We start from the raw sequence: 16429 nt of genomic DNA, 5'->3' as shown, positions 1-16429 counted from the left end.
CACCTCCGTGACGCGGTGCGGGAACTGTATCCCCGTCCGTCCCGGTCCCCGCCTGTCCCGGCGACCGGCGCCCGCCCCGGTGCCCGGACCGGCCCCGGCCCGAAGCCTTCGGGCCCGGACCGGGTGAGGCGGCGTCCGGGCCGGGCCCGGGGCTCAGGTCCGCGGAGGGTGCGGCGGGGGCGGTGCGTGGCCGCCGTCCGGTGCCGTGTCCCGGGCCGGGGCGCGTCCCGGGTCCGCCGCGGCGGGGCCGGAGCCGGGAGCGACGGACGCGGGCGCGACGGCGGCCGGGGCGGCGGGACGGGGCGCGGCGGGAGGTGTCTTCGGTGCGGCGAGGGCGGTCCGTACCGGGCGCGAGCGGATCAGCGAGGCCGCGGCGGCGGCCAGGGACATCGCGATGGCCAGCGAGAAGACCACCACGAGCCCGTCGTGGAAGGGCTGCGAGATCAGGTGCGGGAAGAACTCCCGTCCGGTGAGGTGCCCGACGGCGGACGGCGACAGCTGGCCGAGGATGGACGGGCCGAGCAGGTGCTCGATCGGGTTGTAGCCGAGGAACGCGGCGAACAGCACCCCGACCGGTGGCAGCCCGGCCACGGTGCGGGCGGCCGCGTCCGGTACGCCCTGCGCGGTGAGCCCGGAGGTCAGGGTGTGCGGCAGGGTCCCGGAGAGACCGGCCACCATCAGCGAGAAGAACACGCCCATGGACAGCACCATGCCGGCGTTCTGGAAGGTGGCCCGCATCCCGGAGGCCGCGCCGCGGGCGTCGGCCGGCACGCTCGACATGATGATCGACGTGTTCGGCGCGGCGAACAGCCCGCCGCCGAGCCCGTTGAGCAGTATCAGCACGGCGAACGTCCAGTAGTCGAAGTCGCTGGGCAGGACGAGCAGTCCGGCGAACGACACCGCCATCACCACGAACCCGGACGCGGCGAACAGCCGGGCCCCGAACCGGTCCGACAGCGCCCCGGAGACGGGCCCGGCGAGCAGGAACCCGATGGTCAGCGGGAGCATGTAGATGCCCGCCCACAGCGGGGTGTCGACGTAGTCGTAGCCGTGCAGCGGCAGCCAGATGCCCTGGAGCCAGATGATCAGCATGAACTGGAGTCCGCCGCGGGCGACGGCGCCGAGCAGGGTGGCCGCGTTGCCCCCGGCGAAGGCCGCGTTGCGGAACAGCGCCAGCGGGAACATCGGTTCGGCGACCCTGGTCTCGATCACGCAGAACGCGGCGAGCATCGCCAGGCCGCCGAGGAGTCCGGCCAGCACCCAGGGGTTGGTCCAGCCCATGGTGTGGCCGCCGTAGGGCTGGATGCCGTAGGTGATGCCCGCGAGCAGCGCGGTCAGTCCGACGGCGAAGGTGATGTTGCCCCACCAGTCCATCCGGCCGGGGCGGCGCACCCCGGTCTCGCGCAGCGACCGGTACGCCCAGACGGTGCCGATCAGTCCGATGGGCACGTTGACCCAGAACACCGAGCGCCAGTTCCAGGTGACGAGCAGTCCGCCGAGGACCAGTCCGAGGAACGAACCGGCGATGCCCGCCACCATGTTGACGCCGAGCGCCATGCCGCGCTGCCGGGCCGGGAAGGCGTCGGTGAGGATGGCCGCGGAGTTGGCCATCAGCATGGACCCGCCGACGGCCTGCACGATGCGCCAGCCGATCAGCCACAGCGCGCCGCTGCCGCCGTGGAAGGGGTCGAGGGAGAGCACCACCGAGGTGAGCGTGAAGACGAGGAAGCCCGCGTTGTAGATGCGGACGCGGCCCATCATGTCGCCGAGCCGGCCCAGGGCGACCACCAGCACGGCGGTCACCAGCATGTAGCCCATCAGCATCCACAGCAGATAGCTGACGTTGGCGGGTTCGAGCGGGTCGAGGCGGATGCCGGTGAAGATGCCCGGCAGCGAGATGAGCACGATGGAGCTGTTGATGGTGGCGAGCAGCATGCCCACCGTGGTGTTGGTCAGGGCCACCCACTTGTAGCGGGGGTGGTCGGCGTCGATCCGTGTGCCGCGGGCCTTGCGCGCCGGGGCGGCGGCCGGGCGGGCGGCGGGCGGGCCGGGGGGCCCGCCGGTGCCGTCGTCGTGCCCCGGGCCGTCCGTGCGGCCGGTGTCCTCGGTGGTCATCGCAGGCTCCCGGTGGTGTGGGGTCCGGGCAGCGGGCGCGGCGGCACGGCGTCGTCGCCGAGCATCCGCCGCACCAGCGGCAGGGCGGTGCGTATCGCTGTTCCCAACGCCTGTCGGTCCTCCTCGGGCAGAGTGGTCAGGAGTTCGGCCAGCCGGGTGTCGCGTGCCTCGCGGCGGGCGGCGAGCACGTCCCGGCCCGCCTCGGTGACGCCGACCAGGGTGGCCCGTCCGTCGTCGGGGTCGCCGACGCGCAGCACGAGGCCCTGGGCCTCCAGCCGCTGGACCAGCTGGGTCATGGACGGCTGGCTGACGCCCTCGGCCACGGCCAGCGCGGTCAGCCGGGCCGGGCCCTCGCGTTCGAGGCGCGCCAGGGTGGCGGCGGCGGTGAAGCTCAGCTCCCGCCGGTCCGCCAGGGCCCGCACGACCGCCGAGGCCAGATCGGCCAGTTCCCGTGCGGTGTCCCGCGGGGAGCGGGCGCGCTGTGACTGGTCCATTACTTCTTCGTATCACGCGCTTATATAGGTGCCCTATCAAATCTCTGTAAGAAAATATTGGGAACAGGGGGCGGTCGAAGCCCGCGGCTTCCCGGGGTGCGCCGGACCGCGCCGGGGCACACCCGGGAGCACGCCGGGGCGCCCCGGGGGCACGCGGCTGTCAGCGGCCGGGGCGGGACGGTGTCGGCGGCCGGTGCGCGGTGGCCGTCAGGCGGCCGGGGTCGCAGCGGTACAGCGTCTCCGGGGCCGCCGCCGCGCCGCCGGGTGCGGCCGCCGCGCCCCCGGCGGTGGCCGCGGAGGTCCGGGCGGGGCGCCCGGCGCCGTAGGCGGAGGCCGGGACCACGGAGCAGTCCGACCTGACCCGGGCCGTGATCCGCTCGGCGGTGCTCGGCGCCCCGTCCCCGCCGAACAGCGGGGCGAGCCCGCGTCCGCCGCCCACCAGCACGTACCGCAGCCGGCCGGTGTCCACCAGGTTCCGGAACCCCGCCTCGGTGGGGAACGGCACCCGGCCGCTGAAGCCGCCCAGCGGCAGCACCCTGGCCCCGGCGCCGAGGATGTACGGCGAGGCGCCGTTCCAGCTGGTGGTCGCGAAGACGTACGCGGCCCGGCCCTGACGGGCACGCGTGTAGGCGAGCAGCCTGCGCTGGTCGCCGCTCAACTGATCCTCGCCGCTGAGGATGCCGAGCGGTCCGCCGCCCCCGGCCGCCCTTCCGGTGCGCTGTCCGGTCCGTGCCGCCCGGACGGACCGGGCGGCCTCCGCTCCCGCGCCGCTCGCGGGCGCCCCCTGGGCGGGAGCGACGGCGGGTCGCGGACCGTGCTGCCCCGAACCGCCGGCCGGGCCGACCGCCCCCATGGCGGAACTCGCGGAGGCGGGGTCGAAGACCTGTGCCGTCCAGACGGCCGGCGCGGTCAGCACCGCCGCGACGGACGCGACACCGCCGGCGAGCGCGATCCGCCCGGCGAAGCGGCCCCGGCCGGGCCGGGCGGCGAGCAGCAGCATCGCCGCGGCGAGGCCGAGGACGGCGACGGCGGGCGCCGGCCAGGCCAGGAAGGAGGAGTATCCCGAGGCGAGGTACGCGCTCCACGCGGCCGTCGCCGCCACCGCGCCGGGCAGCACCAGGGCGCGCCGCCCGCCGCCGCGGTGGGCCCGCCGCAGCAGGGCGGCCCCGCCGCCGGTGAGGGCCGCCAGCGGTGCCGCGATCACTCCCATGTAGTAGGTGTGGCCGCCGATGCTGCCCGCGCTGAAGACCAGGAAGAAGGTGACGAGCCAGGTGCCCCACAGGACGAAACCGGCGCGGAGCGGGTCGGTGCGGGGCCGGCCGCGGCGCCACAGCACCCCGCAGACCAGGGCGAGGGCGGCGAAGGGGTAGAGCCAGCCGGTCTGGACGGCGATGGCCGGGTCGAACATCTTCAGCCAGCCCTTGCGGTCGCTGCCCCAGGCACCGGCGGCGGGGCCGCCCGGTCCGGCGGCGGGGCCGCTGACTCCGGCGGCGGGAGCGGCGGTCCGCTCCCCCGCCGTGCGCGCCTCCGCACCCGGTGCCGGTGCCGGTGCGGCGGCCGTACCGGCGCCCGCGCCCCGGGTCGTGCCCGGCGCCGCATGCCGCTCGCCGTGGCCGCCCCCGCCCTGGGTGGCGCTGACGCTGCCGGTCGCGGCGGCGCTGACACCGAGCGAGGAGAAACGGTTCAGGAAGTTGTATCCGACCACCATGCCGAACGCGGAGTTGTCCGTCGTGCCGTCCACATAGGGGCGGTCGGCAGCAGGGGTGAGGGCGACGGCCAGCATCCACGACGCCGACACGGCGGTCATGACGAGCCCGGACAGGGCGAGGTGGGCGAGCCGCCTGCGCAGCACGACCGGTGTTGAGAGCACATAGGTCGCGGCGAGCGCGGGCAGGACCGCCCATGCCTCCAGCATCTTGGCCTGGAAGGCGAGGCCGACCCACACACCGGCCCACAGCAGCGGACGGACCCGGCCGCCGAGCGCCGCACGCCGGGTGGCCTCGGCCGCCAGCAGCAGGCACAGGGTGAAGGCCGCGTCCTCGACGGCGGTGCGGAAGACGCCGACGGCCGCGGGGGTCAGCAGGAACGCCGCGCAGGCGGTCAGCGCCGCGCCCGCACCGGCCCAGCCCCGCACCAGACGGTGCAGCACCAGCACGCTCGCCACCCCCTCGACCGCCTGGGGAAGCGCCAGTGTCCAGGGGTGGAATCCGAGGATCCGGGCGCAGAGCGCCTGCGGCCACAGAAATCCGGGCGCCTTGTCGAGGGTGATGGAATTCGCCGGGTCGAAGGACCCGTAGAAGAACGCCTTCCAGCTCTCCGACATACTGCGGGCGGCGTTCGCGTAGAACGTGTGATATTGGCTGTGGCCGATTCCCCAGGTGTAGAGCACGGCTGCCGCCACGGCGATGAGCAGCAGCGCCGGGCGCTCGTACCGGGGCCGGCCGGCCGTCCCGTCCCGCAAGGCCGGGCGGTCGGCGCGCGGGGCGCCGGACTGGTCGATAACTGTCGTAGCCATACGCGGCAGTGTTCGGCACGACGGGTGCGCGGACCTTCGGGGCAGGCCGCTTCTAGGAATTTCTCATCCGCACCGGAAATTCCTTTGACCCGTGGCGCATTTCTTTCTCAGACACGTACTCGCCCCTGATTGCCTCTTTACCTTCTCCGTACGTCTGAGCGAATACGTAGCTCCGTCCGGGTGCCCGGGGCGCTTTCCTGGCCGGGACCGGTTCATGCGGCGCGGGAGCGATTCCCCTCGTTCGAGTGCAAGCACCCGGCTTTCCCGGGCGGGCCGCTCCGCGCCGCCGGATAGTGAAGCCGCCGCCCGGCCCGGAGCCGCGCGGCCCGCTGAGCACATCGACGAAGTGAGGGCTTCATGCGTACTCCTGAGGCGAACGACCGGATCCAGCTCGTCTTCTCCCTGTTCGACGCCGACGGGAACGGCTTCCTGGAACCGGACGACTTCGAGCTGATGGGCACCCGGGTGGTCGCGGCGGTCCCCGGTGCCGGTGACGCCGCCAAGGGCGCGCTGCTCGGTTCGCTGCGCCGGTACTGGACGACGCTGGTCACGGAGCTGGACGCCAACGGCGACGGCCGGATCAGTCCGGAGGAGTTCACCGCCTGTGTGCTGAACCCGGAGCGGTTCGCCGAGACGGTCGACGAGTTCGCGCGGGCGCTGTCCTCGGTGGGCGACCTGACCGGTGAGGGCTTCGTCGCCCGCCCCGACTTCATCGCCCTGATGGAGGCCATCGGCTTCCGGCAGCCGAACATCGAGGCCCTGTTCGACGCGCTCGGCCCGGCGCAGGGCGACCGGGTCGCCGTGGACGCCTGGGCGGAGGCGATCCGGGACTACTACCGCCCGGAGAAGTCCGGCATCGCGGGTGACCTGCTGACCGGGGAGGCCGCCGGGTGATCCGGCCCGACGCGGGCTGACCCGGCCCGCCCCGACCGGCGAAGGACCCTGGAGACCCTAGCCCGGCTTCCGCGTGGCCCGGTACAGCTCGGCCGAGGTGGAGACCAGTTCGCGCTGCTCTTCCTCGGACCCGACCATCGGCTGGGACCCGCTCAGCGGCACCTGCGCGCTCTCCGGGAGGAACTTGACGGTCACCAGTCCGATGACACCGGCGAGCATCAGGTAATAGGCGGGCATCAGGTCGTCGCCGGTGGCACCGACCAGCGCTGCGGTGACCAGCGGGGTGGTGCCGCCGAACGCGGCGACGGCGAAGTTGAAGCCGATGCCCATGGCGGCGTAGCGGACGGCGGTGGGGAACAGCGCGGGCAGGGTGGCGGCGCTGGGCGCGGCGAAGCAGGCCAGCAGCGTGGACAGGATCAGCACGCCCGCGATCGGCGGCCAGGTGCCGTGCATCTTGAGCAGCAGGAAGGAAGGGATGGCGAGGACGATCATCGCGGCCGCGGCCACCCCGTAGACCGGCCGCCTGCCGACATGGTCGCTGAGGCGGCCGATGAAGGTGATGAGCAGCACGATCCACACCATGCCCAGCAGCACCAGCAGGTCGGCGGAGCTGCTGGAGCGGTGCAGGGTCTCCGTCTGATAGGTGGGCAGGTAGCCGGTCACCATGTAGTTGGTGACGTTGTAGAGCAGCACGATGCCCATGCAGATGAGCAGCGCCGCCCAGTGCTTCTTGACGATGGTCCGGAACTCACTGCCCGCGGACTGCTGGGCGAGGCTCTTCTCGTGCTCGTCGAGCTGCTGCTGGAAGGCGGGCGACTCCTCCAGCTTGAGCCGCATGTAGAGGCCGATGCCGCCGAGCGGACCGGCGATCAGGAACGGGATCCGCCAGCCCCAGGAGAGCATCTGCGGGTCGGTGAGCAGGAAGTTCAGCACGGTGACCAGGGCGGAGCCCAGCGCGTACCCGACGAAAGTGCCGAAGTCGAGCCAGCTGGAGAGGAAGCCGCGGCGCCGGTCGGGCGAGTACTCGGCCACGAAGGTGGTGGCGCCTCCGTACTCGCCGCCGGTGGAGAAGCCCTGCACCATCCGGGCGAGGAGCAGCAGTACCGGGGCGGCGATGCCGATCGTGCCGTAACTGGGGATCAGCCCGATGGCGAACGTGCCGGCCGCCATCATGATCATGGTGGTGGCGAGCACCTTCTGCCGTCCGAGGCGGTCGCCGAGCGGGCCGAAGAAGAGGCCGCCGAGCGGACGCACCACGAAGGCGGCGGCGAAGGTCGCGAACGAGGAGATCACCTGGGCGCCCGGTGAGGCGCCGGGGAAGAAGACCTTGCCGATGGTGGCGGCGAGATAGCTGTAGACGCCGAAGTCGAACCACTCCATGCAGTTGCCGAGGGCGGAGGCGCCGACCGCGCGCCTGAGCAGCGGCGGTTCGACGACCTGGACGTCCTCCTTGCGCAGCGCGCGCCTGCTCCGCCGCAGTCTGCGGGTCAGTTCCTCGCGGACCTGCCGGGGCATGTTCGCGACGGTCTCCCGCAGTCGCTCCCCGCCGGAGGAGCCGGTCTGTCCGTCAGGTGTCACATCCACCACCACGCCACCTTGCCTGTTCGCCCGGCCGTCGTCGCCTGTCGTCCGCCGCCGGTCGTCCGCCGTCCGCCGCCGGTCGTCCGCCGTCCGTCGCCGCGGGTCCGCGTCCGCCGCCGCCCGCCTCGGCTCGTCTTCTCCGGTTTCCATCGGTATTTCCGTCTTTGTCGTGCAGGGACATTGTGCTGAAGATCGGCAACCTGTGCCCGGCGGGACGGCTGCCCCGTCCCGCGCTCTTCACTCGTCACTCCACCCGTCGGGGCGTTCTACGCTCCGCCCGGCCACACGTCGCACAGGTGTTCGCCGAGTGTTCCCCGCGCCGTCACCGGCCGGAGCCGTCCCTGCTCCGCCCCGCGGGTTCTCATCGGTCCCGACAGGCGGCCGGCACACTCGTGCGGGCCCCATGCCAGGGGAGTAGGGAGAACGCCATGAGCCACCAGCGCGCCCGGTACACCGCGCGAGCACGCGTCCTGCTCGGCGCCGGAGCGGTGTTCGCCGTCGTCGCGTCGGGCGGACTGTGGGGAACGGCCGAGGCCGCCGCGCCCGGCCCGGCGGTCACCGGCCGGCCGGCCGCGCCCGCGCCGGTCTGGACGAGCACGACGCTCGCGCCGGGCGTGCAGGTGCGCGGCGCGACCATCGAGAACACCGCCGCGAGACCGCTGTGGACGGTCACCGTGCAGGCGCCGGCCACCAGCCGCCTGAGCGGTGCCGCGACCTGGGCGCCGCTGGGTTCGCGGTCCTGGGCCGACGCGACCGCCGAGCGGCTGCGGGCGGGCGGCTTCGTGCCCCGCGTGGAGACGGTGCGCTGGCCCGCGTACGCCGACACCCCGCACGGCGTCATGGGCCTGCGGGTCCGGATCGGCTCCTACGCCACCGAGGCCGCCGCGCGCGCCGACGCCCAGGAGGTGACGGCGGCCGGGTTCCGCACCGCCGTCGACTGGACCGGCTACGACGCCGACCAGCCGGCCGACCGGCAGAACGTGCACGTCGCCGTGGTCGACCCGCGCACGTTCACCGGTACGGTCCAGGGCACCCACGACGGCGCCGTGGCCCGGCGCGCGACCACCTCGTCGGTCGCCGCGAAGCTGGGTTCGCTGGTGGGTGTCAACGCGGGCTTCTTCGTCACCTCCGACGCCGACGGCGTGCAGGGGACGCAGTCGGGGCTCAGCGCGGACGACGGCGAGCTCCAGTCGATGGCGGCCGGTTCCCGGGCGGCGCTGATCATCGAGGACGGGGGCCGCCGGGCCCGGGTGGCGGACCTGACGTCGGCCGTCACCGTCCACGCGGGCACGCGCAGCCACGCGGCCCAGGGCATCAACCGGACGCCCGGACTCGTCCGCGACTGCGGGCGCCCGGGAGCGGCGCCCAGCGAACGCCCCTGGCAGGACGTCACCTGCCGCTCCACCGACGAACTGGTCGTGTTCACGGACGAGTTCGGGGCGCCGCTGCCCACCGGCCCCGGTACGCAGGCCGTCCTGGACGCCCGGGGCCGGGTCGTGTCGGCCGGGGCCCGCGGCGGCACGGTCCCGGCGCGCGGAAGGGTCGTGCAGGGCATCGGTCCGGCCGGTGACTGGCTGGCCGCCCACGCCCGTCCCGGGCACCGGATCGGCGTCGAGGAGGTCGTGCGCGACACGGCGGGCCGCCGGGTACGGCTCGGTCGCGGCGACAGCGTCGTCAGCGCCGCCCCCACCCTCGTCGCCCACGGCCGGATCCACATCGACGCGGCGGCCGAGGGGGTCGTCGACCCCCGGGACCTGTCGTTCGGCTACGCCTGGTCGAACGTCCGCCAGCCGCGCACCATGGCGGGGGTCGACGCGCGGGGACGGCTGATCCTGGCCACGGTGGACGGCCGCAGGACCGGCGGCAGCGAGGGCTTCACCCTCCAGGAGGCCGCCGCCTTCATGCGCTCGCTCGGAGCCGTGGACGCGCTCAACCTCGACGGCGGCGGCTCCACCGCCATGGCCGTCGGCGGTGTCCTGGTCAACAACCCCTCGGACGCCACGGGCGAACGCGCGGTCGGCGGCACCGTCCAGGTGCTGCCGGGCCGGACCCGGCCGTGACCCGGGCCGGGGCGGAGACCTCCGGCGCGGGCCGGGCCGCCCCGGCGCGTCCCGACGGGTGCGGGCGGCCGGTCACTCTCCCCGCGGGGTGAGCGACACGGGGGACACGGGCGGCACGGATGCCCCGGACATCACGGGCGCACCGGGCGTCTCGGTGAGAGCGGGTGCGGTGGCGCGGCGGTGCCTGCCGACGAAGTAGTAGAGCACCGCCGGGACGACCAGGCCCACGATCCAGGAGATGTCGGCGCCGCCCAGCGGGTCCACGAGGGGGCCGGTGTAGAAGCTCGTGGACAGGAACGGGAACTGCGCGGCCAGGGCGATGCCGTAGACGACCAGCGCTCCCAGCCGCCAGCCGCCGTAGCGGCCGTCCGGGTCGGAGAGGGCCGGCAGGTCGTAGCGCTCCTTGGAGATCAGGTAGTAGTCGACCAGGTTGATCGCCGACCACGGGGTGAAGAACGTCAGCAGGAAGAGCAGGAAGTCGGCGAAGGAGTCCAGGAAGGAGTTGCGCCCGGCGAGCGCGACGGCCGTGCCCGCGACCATGACGGCGGCGATGTAGGCGGTGCGTCCGCGCTGCGACAGGGCCCGCTGGCCGCGGAAGCCGCTCACCCCGGTCACGATCGACATGAAGCCGCCGTAGGTGTTGAGCACGTTGACGGTCAGTTTGCCGAGCGCGACGACGAAGTAGAGGAAGGACGCGACCAGGCCGGCGCCGCCCAGGCCCACGACATAGCCGACCTGGTCGTCGAGGAAGGCGGGCCCCGCGGTCGCCGCCACCAGGACGCCGAAGGCCATCGACCACTGGGCGCCGAGCACCGTGCCGCCGAGCGTCCAGCCGAAGGTCGCGCGGGCGGAGGTGGTCCGCGGCAGATAGCGCGAGTAGTCGGCCACGTACGGTCCGAAGGCCAGCTGCCAGGACGCCGACAGGGACATCGCCAGCAGGAACATCGGCAGCGAGAAGTGGTGTTGGTGGGCGACGACGTCCCCGAGGTCGATCCGGTCCAGCAGTCTGCCGCCCAGATACAGGAAGCTGAGCGCGCACACCACGCTGGCGACCCGGCCCAGGGCATGCACGACGCGGTAGCCGACGGTCGCCACCACCGCGGTGACCAGCGCGAACAGCAGGATGCCGGGCACCGGTCCGAGGTGGGTCAGCTTGCCGACGGCCTGCCCGGCGAGCACCGATCCGCTGGCGAAGAAGCCGATGTACATCACCACGACCAGGACCAGCGGGACGACCGCGCCGCGCACCCCGAACTGGGCCCGTGAAGAGATCATCTGGGGCAGTCCGAGCCGGGGTCCCTGCGCGGAGTGCAGGGCCATGACCGCGCCGCCGAGCAGATTTCCGGCCAGCAGGCCGGCCAGCGACCAGACCACGTCGCCGCCGAGGACCACGGCCAGGGCACCGGTGACCACCGTGGTGATCTGGAGGTTGGCCCCGAGCCAGAGCGTGAACTGTGAGAACGCCGTGCCGTGGCGCTCCTCGTCGGGGACGACGTCGATGGAACGCCGTTCCACCACTGTCTGGGCCATGATTGCTCCGTCCTGGTGGACACGCTGGACGATCTCGCCAGGCCCGGTGCCCGAGGAGCGCGGACCGGCTGCATATGGCTATGCAGACTATGCACTGATGAATGGAATGCCAATAGTCCGCAGCTTGATCGATCAGACCGCGCAATGATCGATCAGATGCCGGGCGGCCGGTCGGCCGTCCCGCGGACCGACCGGTCAGCCGTCGTCCGCCGCCCGGCGCGGGTCAGTCGCCGCCGCAGGAGGAGCGCACCTTCAGCTCGGGGAGCAGTTCGATCCGGTGGACGGGCAGGGCGTCGCCGTGCCGCAGCCGGCGCAGCAGCAGGTCGACCGCGGCGGCGCCGACGGCGCGCTTGGGCGGGGCCACCGCGGTCAGCGGCGGGGCCCCGAGTGCGGCGAAGACGTCGTCGTAGCTGATCAGTGCCAGGTCCTCCGGCACGGACAGGCCGCGTGCGCGCAGCAGCGCCGGGAGCTGGATGGCGTCCTGGTCGTTGTGTACGAGCGCGGCCCGTACGCCCCGGTCGGCGGCCTCGGCGAGGCTCCGGGACACCAGCTCGGGGGCGGTGGCGGGGTCGTCGATGTCGATCACCGGCTGCGGTGTCAGCTCCAGCAGTTCGCACGCCTCGGCGTAGCCGCTGCGCACCTGCAGGGCGGTCCAGGTGTCGCGGCGGGCCGCGAGGGCGACCGTCAGATGGTCGAGCGCGGCCAGGTGGCGCAGGGCGAGCAGGACGCCGTGGTGGTGGTCGGAGCTGACCGAGTCCAGTTCGGCGGCGGGTGTGCCGGCGGCGGCGCGGCGCTCCACCAGCACGGCGGGCACGGGCAGCTCGTGCAGCCAGTGCCGGTCCTCGGACTCGGTCCTGGACATCCAGTTGGGGGTCAGCATGAGTCCTTCGGCGCCCGACCTGAGGAGCTGTTCCGCCTGCGCGCGGTCGGCCCCCGGGTCGTAGGACGAGATACCGAGCACCAGGTGGGCCCCGGCGTCGGCCGCGGCGGCGCGGGCCCCGGCGATCACCTCGTCGAAGTACTGGCTGACGGTGTGACTGACCGTGGGCACGATCAGTCCCAGGGTGCGGGCGTCGGCCGGGGTGCCGGAGCGCTCGTCGGGCACCGAGACCGAGCCGTGCGCGCGGCGCAGCCGCCCCGCCTCGGCGAGTGCCGCGACATCGCGGCGCACGGTGACGGCCGGCAGGTCGAGACGGGCCGCGAGGTCCGTCACCCGGACCGTGCCGAGCTTGCGCACGATCTCGAGGATCCGCGTCCGGCGCTCGTCCGCCGCGATCGACATGACGGTCCCTTTCTCAGCTGGTCTGACTCCTCGTGGAGGCTATCATTCGATACCCGATTGATCTAGTGCTCAACTCTCGGTCACTCAAGCTCGATCATCGCCAAAATTGATCGATATTCGATCGCCTTGTTTATTTGTATTGACTCGATCGGGTGGCGCTCCTAGCTTCTGGGCCCCCACCAGCAGCCCGGAGGAGCATCCTTCATGAGCCTCAGAACCCTCGGGACAGGTCTTGTCGCGGTCGCCCTGGCCGCGGCCGGCGCCCTCGCCCCGTCCCCCGCCCCGGCGGCCGCCCTCTCCCCCGCCCTCGCCGGCACCACCGTCCACCTGGACTGCTCGCGGTCCACCGACGGTACCGGCTCGCTCGACTCCCCGTACAACTCCCTGGCCTCGGTCGCCGCCCTGACGTTCCGGCCCGGGGACACCCTGGCCCTGGCCGCGGGCACGACCTGCCACGGCACACTGACCCCGCACGGCAGCGGCACCGCGGCCGCGCCCGTCACCATCGCGCCCTACGGCAGCGGTGCCGCCCCGGTCGTCGACGCGGGCGGCGCCGAGAACGCGCTGCACCTGCGGGACCAGGACCACTGGCGCATCGGAGCGATCAGGCTGACCGATCCGGCGAGCACCCTCGCCCAGCGGCAGGGCCTGCTCATCGAGTCCACGGACGGCCGTACGCACTCCGGGTTCGACGTCGACGGGCTGATCGTCGACGGCGTGGCGGGCGAGACGAACAAGGCGACGCACGCCACGGCGTTCTCCCAGTCCGCCTGCATCCGCACCGGCGTGTCCGGCGCCGGCTCCCTGCTGGCGGGGGTCCACATCCACCGCACCCGGGTCGGAAACTGCGGCGGCGGAGGCATCAAGGTCCGCGTCGGCGCGGCCAACACCCTCCTGGGCCACGACGTCCTCGTCGACCACAACACCGTCAGCGCGGTGGGCGGCGACGGCATCATCGTCTCCTACGCCGAGTCGCCGCTGATCGAGTACAACACCGCGGCCGCCCTGGGCACCGGCACCTATCCGTGGACCGGCGGCAACTTCGCCGGGATCTGGGTGCTCGGCGACCACGACGCCGTGATCCAGAAGAACGCCGTCTACGGCAGCGTCATGTCGGCCTACGACAGCGAGGCGTTCGACTGCGACTGGGGCAACACCGGGCACTGCACGGTGCAGTACAACTTCAGCCGCGACAACGCGGGCGGCCTCTTCCTGGACTGCGACGGCTGCGGGACCAGCGGCGGCGCCACCGAGGTGGTGCGCTACAACGTCTCCGAGAACGACTGCCGCATGGTGGGCGCCTCGGGCGGCCGGTCGGCGCTGCTCTTCCACAACAACGTCGTCTACTGCCCGGACCGCGGGCTCGACATCAGCGTGCCCGCCAACAGCCTGCTGGAGAACAACATCTGGGTGGGCCGCGCGGACTCCCGGCTGCCCACCGGGGCCGGGGTCTCCTGGCAGTGGAACGTCTTCGAGGGCGTGCCGCGCCCCACGGCCAACGGCATCGTGGGCGACCCGGGCTTCGTCGCCCCCGGCACCGGCGGCGACACCCTGGAATCCGCTGCGGGCTACCGGCTCACGGCCGCCTCGCCCGCGCTGCGCAACGGCGGGGTCGTCGCCGACAACGGCGGCCGCGACTACTGGGGCACGCCGGTGTCCGCCACGGCCAAGCCCAACCGCGGCGCCTACGAGGGCCCCGGGCTGTAGCCGCCGGGCGCGGACGGTGTCACGGTGACACCGTCCGCGTGGAGCAGCGCCGCGGTGCCGCCCCCGTCGGGCCAGTGGACGACCAGCCGGTGGCCCCCGGGGGCGGCGGTGACGGTGGTCCGCGCGGCGGGCGGCGCGGCGGTGTCCGTGCCGCTCAGCCGCAGCAGCGAGACGAACAGGCACTCCTCGCCCGTCACGGTGCCGGTGAGCACCGGTACCGCCCCGCACGGCCCGAAGGCGGTACCGGCGGGCAGGGCGTGCGCCGCCGCGCCGCCGAAGCCGTGCAGGGCGACGGCCTCGGACACCAGCACCCGTGCTGCGGCCGGGTCCGGAGCGGCCTCCGGTCCGCAACCGGGTGCGGGCACGGTGGCGCGGGCCCGCACCCGGCCGTCGCCGGCCGCCGTCTCCACCGCCTCCCCGGCCACGGCCCAGCCGGTGTGCCGTACGGCGGTCCCGGCGGCGGCACCGCGGACCAGGTGCGCGTGCACCTCCAGGGCGCCGTCGGCGAGGACGAGGGAGGTGACGGCGGTGCCGGGCAGTTCGGCGCCCCGGATCCGGGGCCGGTGGGCGGAGGCGGCCCAGCCCGGCCCGGCGCCGAGCGGGCGGATCGGGCCGCGCTCGCTCGCCTCGTCGCCGTCGAGCAGCGCGAAGTGGTTGTCGGCCGTCCCCTCGAAGACCGGCCCGGTGGCGGTGGAGTGCGCCAGGCGGGAGTACAGCGGGTCGTCCGCCAGCACCTCGTCGGCGGGCTGGTCGTCGCTGCCGTGGTTGTGCACCCGGACCAGTCCGTCCGCCGCGGTGGACTGGATCAGCCGGCCCGGCGCGGGCAGCCCCAGCACGGTGTCGGCCCGTTCGGCGGGCGCGGGCTCCTCCGGATCGGTCCACACCGGGTGGTCAGCGGGCAGCAGCAGGCCGAGGAAGCCCTTGCTCGCCCAGTACGGCGAGGCCGGGCCCGAGTACGACTGCACCAGCGACGGGCAGGGGCCGTACCAGCCGAGCGTGAGCAGGCCGTGCTCATCCACGGCGCCCCGGTCGAGGAAGTGGCGCAGCGCGCCGGAGGCGAGGCGCCGGGTGGTCCCCGGCGTCAGCGGGGGTGTGGCCGGTCAGGGCGCCCGGTCCACAGCGCGGCGGCCGAGGCGAAGCGGTAGATCAGCGAGCGGCCCTGGTGCAGCGGGGCCCCGTCGCCGCCGAAGGTGTGCGCGAAGCTCCGCAGATGGGCCTCCAGGCGGGCGCCGTGGCGGGCCAGGAGCTGCTCGTCGCCCGCCAGGTGGGCGTGCAGGGCGGGGTAGAGGTGGAAGGCCCAGCCGTTGTAGTGGTCGACGGCGCGCGGGCGGCCGTCGGTGTACCAGCCGTCGCCCAGGTACCACCGCTCCATCCGGGCCAGTCCCCGCGTGACGGCTTCCTCGGCGGCCTCGGTGTGGTGGCCGGTCCCGGCGAGGAAGCCGCCGACGGTGACCTGGAAGAGCCACCAGTTGTTGTCTACGGGGGTGTGGCGCAGCGCGCCGGCGAGCCAGTCGGCGGCGCGGGTGCGGACCGCGGCGGGCAGGCGGTCCCACAGCCAGGGTCGGGTCAGACGCAGCGCGAGCGCGACCGAGGCGGCCTCGACCATGGCCTGGCCCCGGTCGGTGACGGCGGGCCAGGCCACCGGGTCGCGGCCGGTCAGCTCCGTCTCGGTGGTGGGTGACAGGGTGCCCGCGGCCAGCCCTTCGGCGTACCGGTCGAGCAGGCCCAGCGGGTCGTGCCCGGCGGCGCCCGTGACGCGCAGGGCGGCCAGCAGGAACGTACGGGCGTACCCCTCCAGGCCGTCCGAGCGTGGTCCCGACCGGCTCGGGCGCGGCCCCGGCAGGGAGATCAGCGCGTGTTCCGGTCCGGCGTGCGGTGCCACCGCGGCGAGCAGTCCGTCCGCCGCCGCCTCCCAGTGGGCGCGGGTCCAGCCGGTGTACGGGCTGCGGACGCGGTCCTCGGGCGGGAAGGGGGGCAGCGGCATGGCGGGGGCTCCTGGCTCGGGGGTGCCGAATCTAGGAGCCGGGCGATCGATCGTCAATGCGATCGATCGAATGATCTGTCTATGGCGGCGGGTTGCCACGAAATCCGCAGAGTGCGCCCGCTCGGACGCCCCCGCCAATTGATCAGATTCGATCGTTCGATCGAAAGGTATTGACTTCGATCGGAAGTGTTCCCAAGATGTGCCTACCCGGGCCCGACGGCCACGGAGTCCGGCAGGCGTCGTCGTCACCGGATCCGCACCGGGCAC

9 protein-coding genes and 1 pseudogene are annotated in these 16429 nt (G+C 73.8%); 3 read left to right on the top strand and 7 right to left on the bottom strand.

Translation table 11 applies throughout. The annotated features are described in order from the left end of the window. Window positions 1–153: 153 nt before the first annotated feature. The 3 genes from R4Z62_RS32115 to R4Z62_RS32105 form a co-directional block, all read right to left on the bottom strand. Window positions 154–2115: an MFS transporter gene (locus tag R4Z62_RS32115; protein ID WP_491521628.1), complete on the bottom strand. Its 1962-nt coding sequence runs from the start codon at window positions 2113–2115 to the stop codon at window positions 154–156. Further along, window positions 2112–2609: a MarR family winged helix-turn-helix transcriptional regulator gene (locus R4Z62_RS32110; protein WP_064536896.1), complete on the bottom strand. Its 498-nt coding sequence runs from the start codon at window positions 2607–2609 to the stop codon at window positions 2112–2114. The genes R4Z62_RS32115 and R4Z62_RS32110 overlap by 4 nt, the downstream gene beginning before the upstream one ends. A 160-nt stretch (window positions 2610–2769) precedes the next feature. Next, complete coding sequence (locus R4Z62_RS32105; protein ID WP_491521627.1) at window positions 2770–5124, bottom strand: glycosyltransferase family 39 protein; 2355 nt, start codon at window positions 5122–5124, stop codon at window positions 2770–2772. Between the two features lie 357 nt (window positions 5125–5481). Between R4Z62_RS32105 and R4Z62_RS32100 the strand changes: the two genes are divergently transcribed. Beyond that, entirely contained in the window at window positions 5482–6018 is a 537-nt protein-coding gene (locus R4Z62_RS32100) for an EF-hand domain-containing protein (protein ID WP_064536894.1), read from the top strand. Between the two features lie 57 nt (window positions 6019–6075). Here R4Z62_RS32100 and R4Z62_RS32095 read toward each other — a convergent pair whose 3' ends face one another. After that, window positions 6076–7605, bottom strand: coding sequence for an MFS transporter (locus tag R4Z62_RS32095; RefSeq protein WP_064537812.1), 1530 nt, complete (start codon window positions 7603–7605; stop codon window positions 6076–6078). A 422-nt stretch (window positions 7606–8027) separates the two neighbouring features. On the opposite strand from R4Z62_RS32095, the gene R4Z62_RS32090 reads away from it, so the two are divergent. Then, window positions 8028–9659 (top strand): phosphodiester glycosidase family protein, encoded by a 1632-nt coding sequence (locus tag R4Z62_RS32090; protein ID WP_491521626.1) that lies wholly within the window; start codon window positions 8028–8030, stop codon window positions 9657–9659. A 72-nt stretch (window positions 9660–9731) separates the two neighbouring features. On the opposite strand, the gene R4Z62_RS32085 is transcribed toward R4Z62_RS32090, so the two are convergent. Continuing rightward, on the bottom strand, window positions 9732–11189 hold the full coding sequence (locus R4Z62_RS32085; protein ID WP_491521625.1) for a purine-cytosine permease family protein: 1458 nt from the start codon (window positions 11187–11189) through the stop codon (window positions 9732–9734). A gap of 223 nt (window positions 11190–11412) precedes the next feature. Then, window positions 11413–12471, bottom strand: a complete 1059-nt coding sequence (locus R4Z62_RS32080) for a substrate-binding domain-containing protein (protein ID WP_355484673.1) — start codon at window positions 12469–12471, stop codon at window positions 11413–11415. 204 nt (window positions 12472–12675) lie between these two features. On the opposite strand from R4Z62_RS32080, the gene R4Z62_RS32075 reads away from it, so the two are divergent. Then, window positions 12676–14178, top strand: a complete 1503-nt coding sequence (locus R4Z62_RS32075) for a right-handed parallel beta-helix repeat-containing protein (RefSeq protein WP_491521624.1) — start codon at window positions 12676–12678, stop codon at window positions 14176–14178. Here R4Z62_RS32075 and R4Z62_RS32070 read toward each other — a convergent pair. Then, window positions 14157–16162, bottom strand: a pseudogene (locus tag R4Z62_RS32070) (DUF2264 domain-containing protein). The gene R4Z62_RS32075 and the pseudogene R4Z62_RS32070 sit on opposite strands and share 22 nt — an antisense overlap. Window positions 16163–16429: the final 267 nt, after the last annotated feature.

The organism is Streptomyces sp. PL-25 (assembly GCF_058344915.1).
The sequence above is the reverse complement of the archived record's forward strand: the minus strand, read 5'-3'. Positions and strand labels throughout refer to the sequence as shown.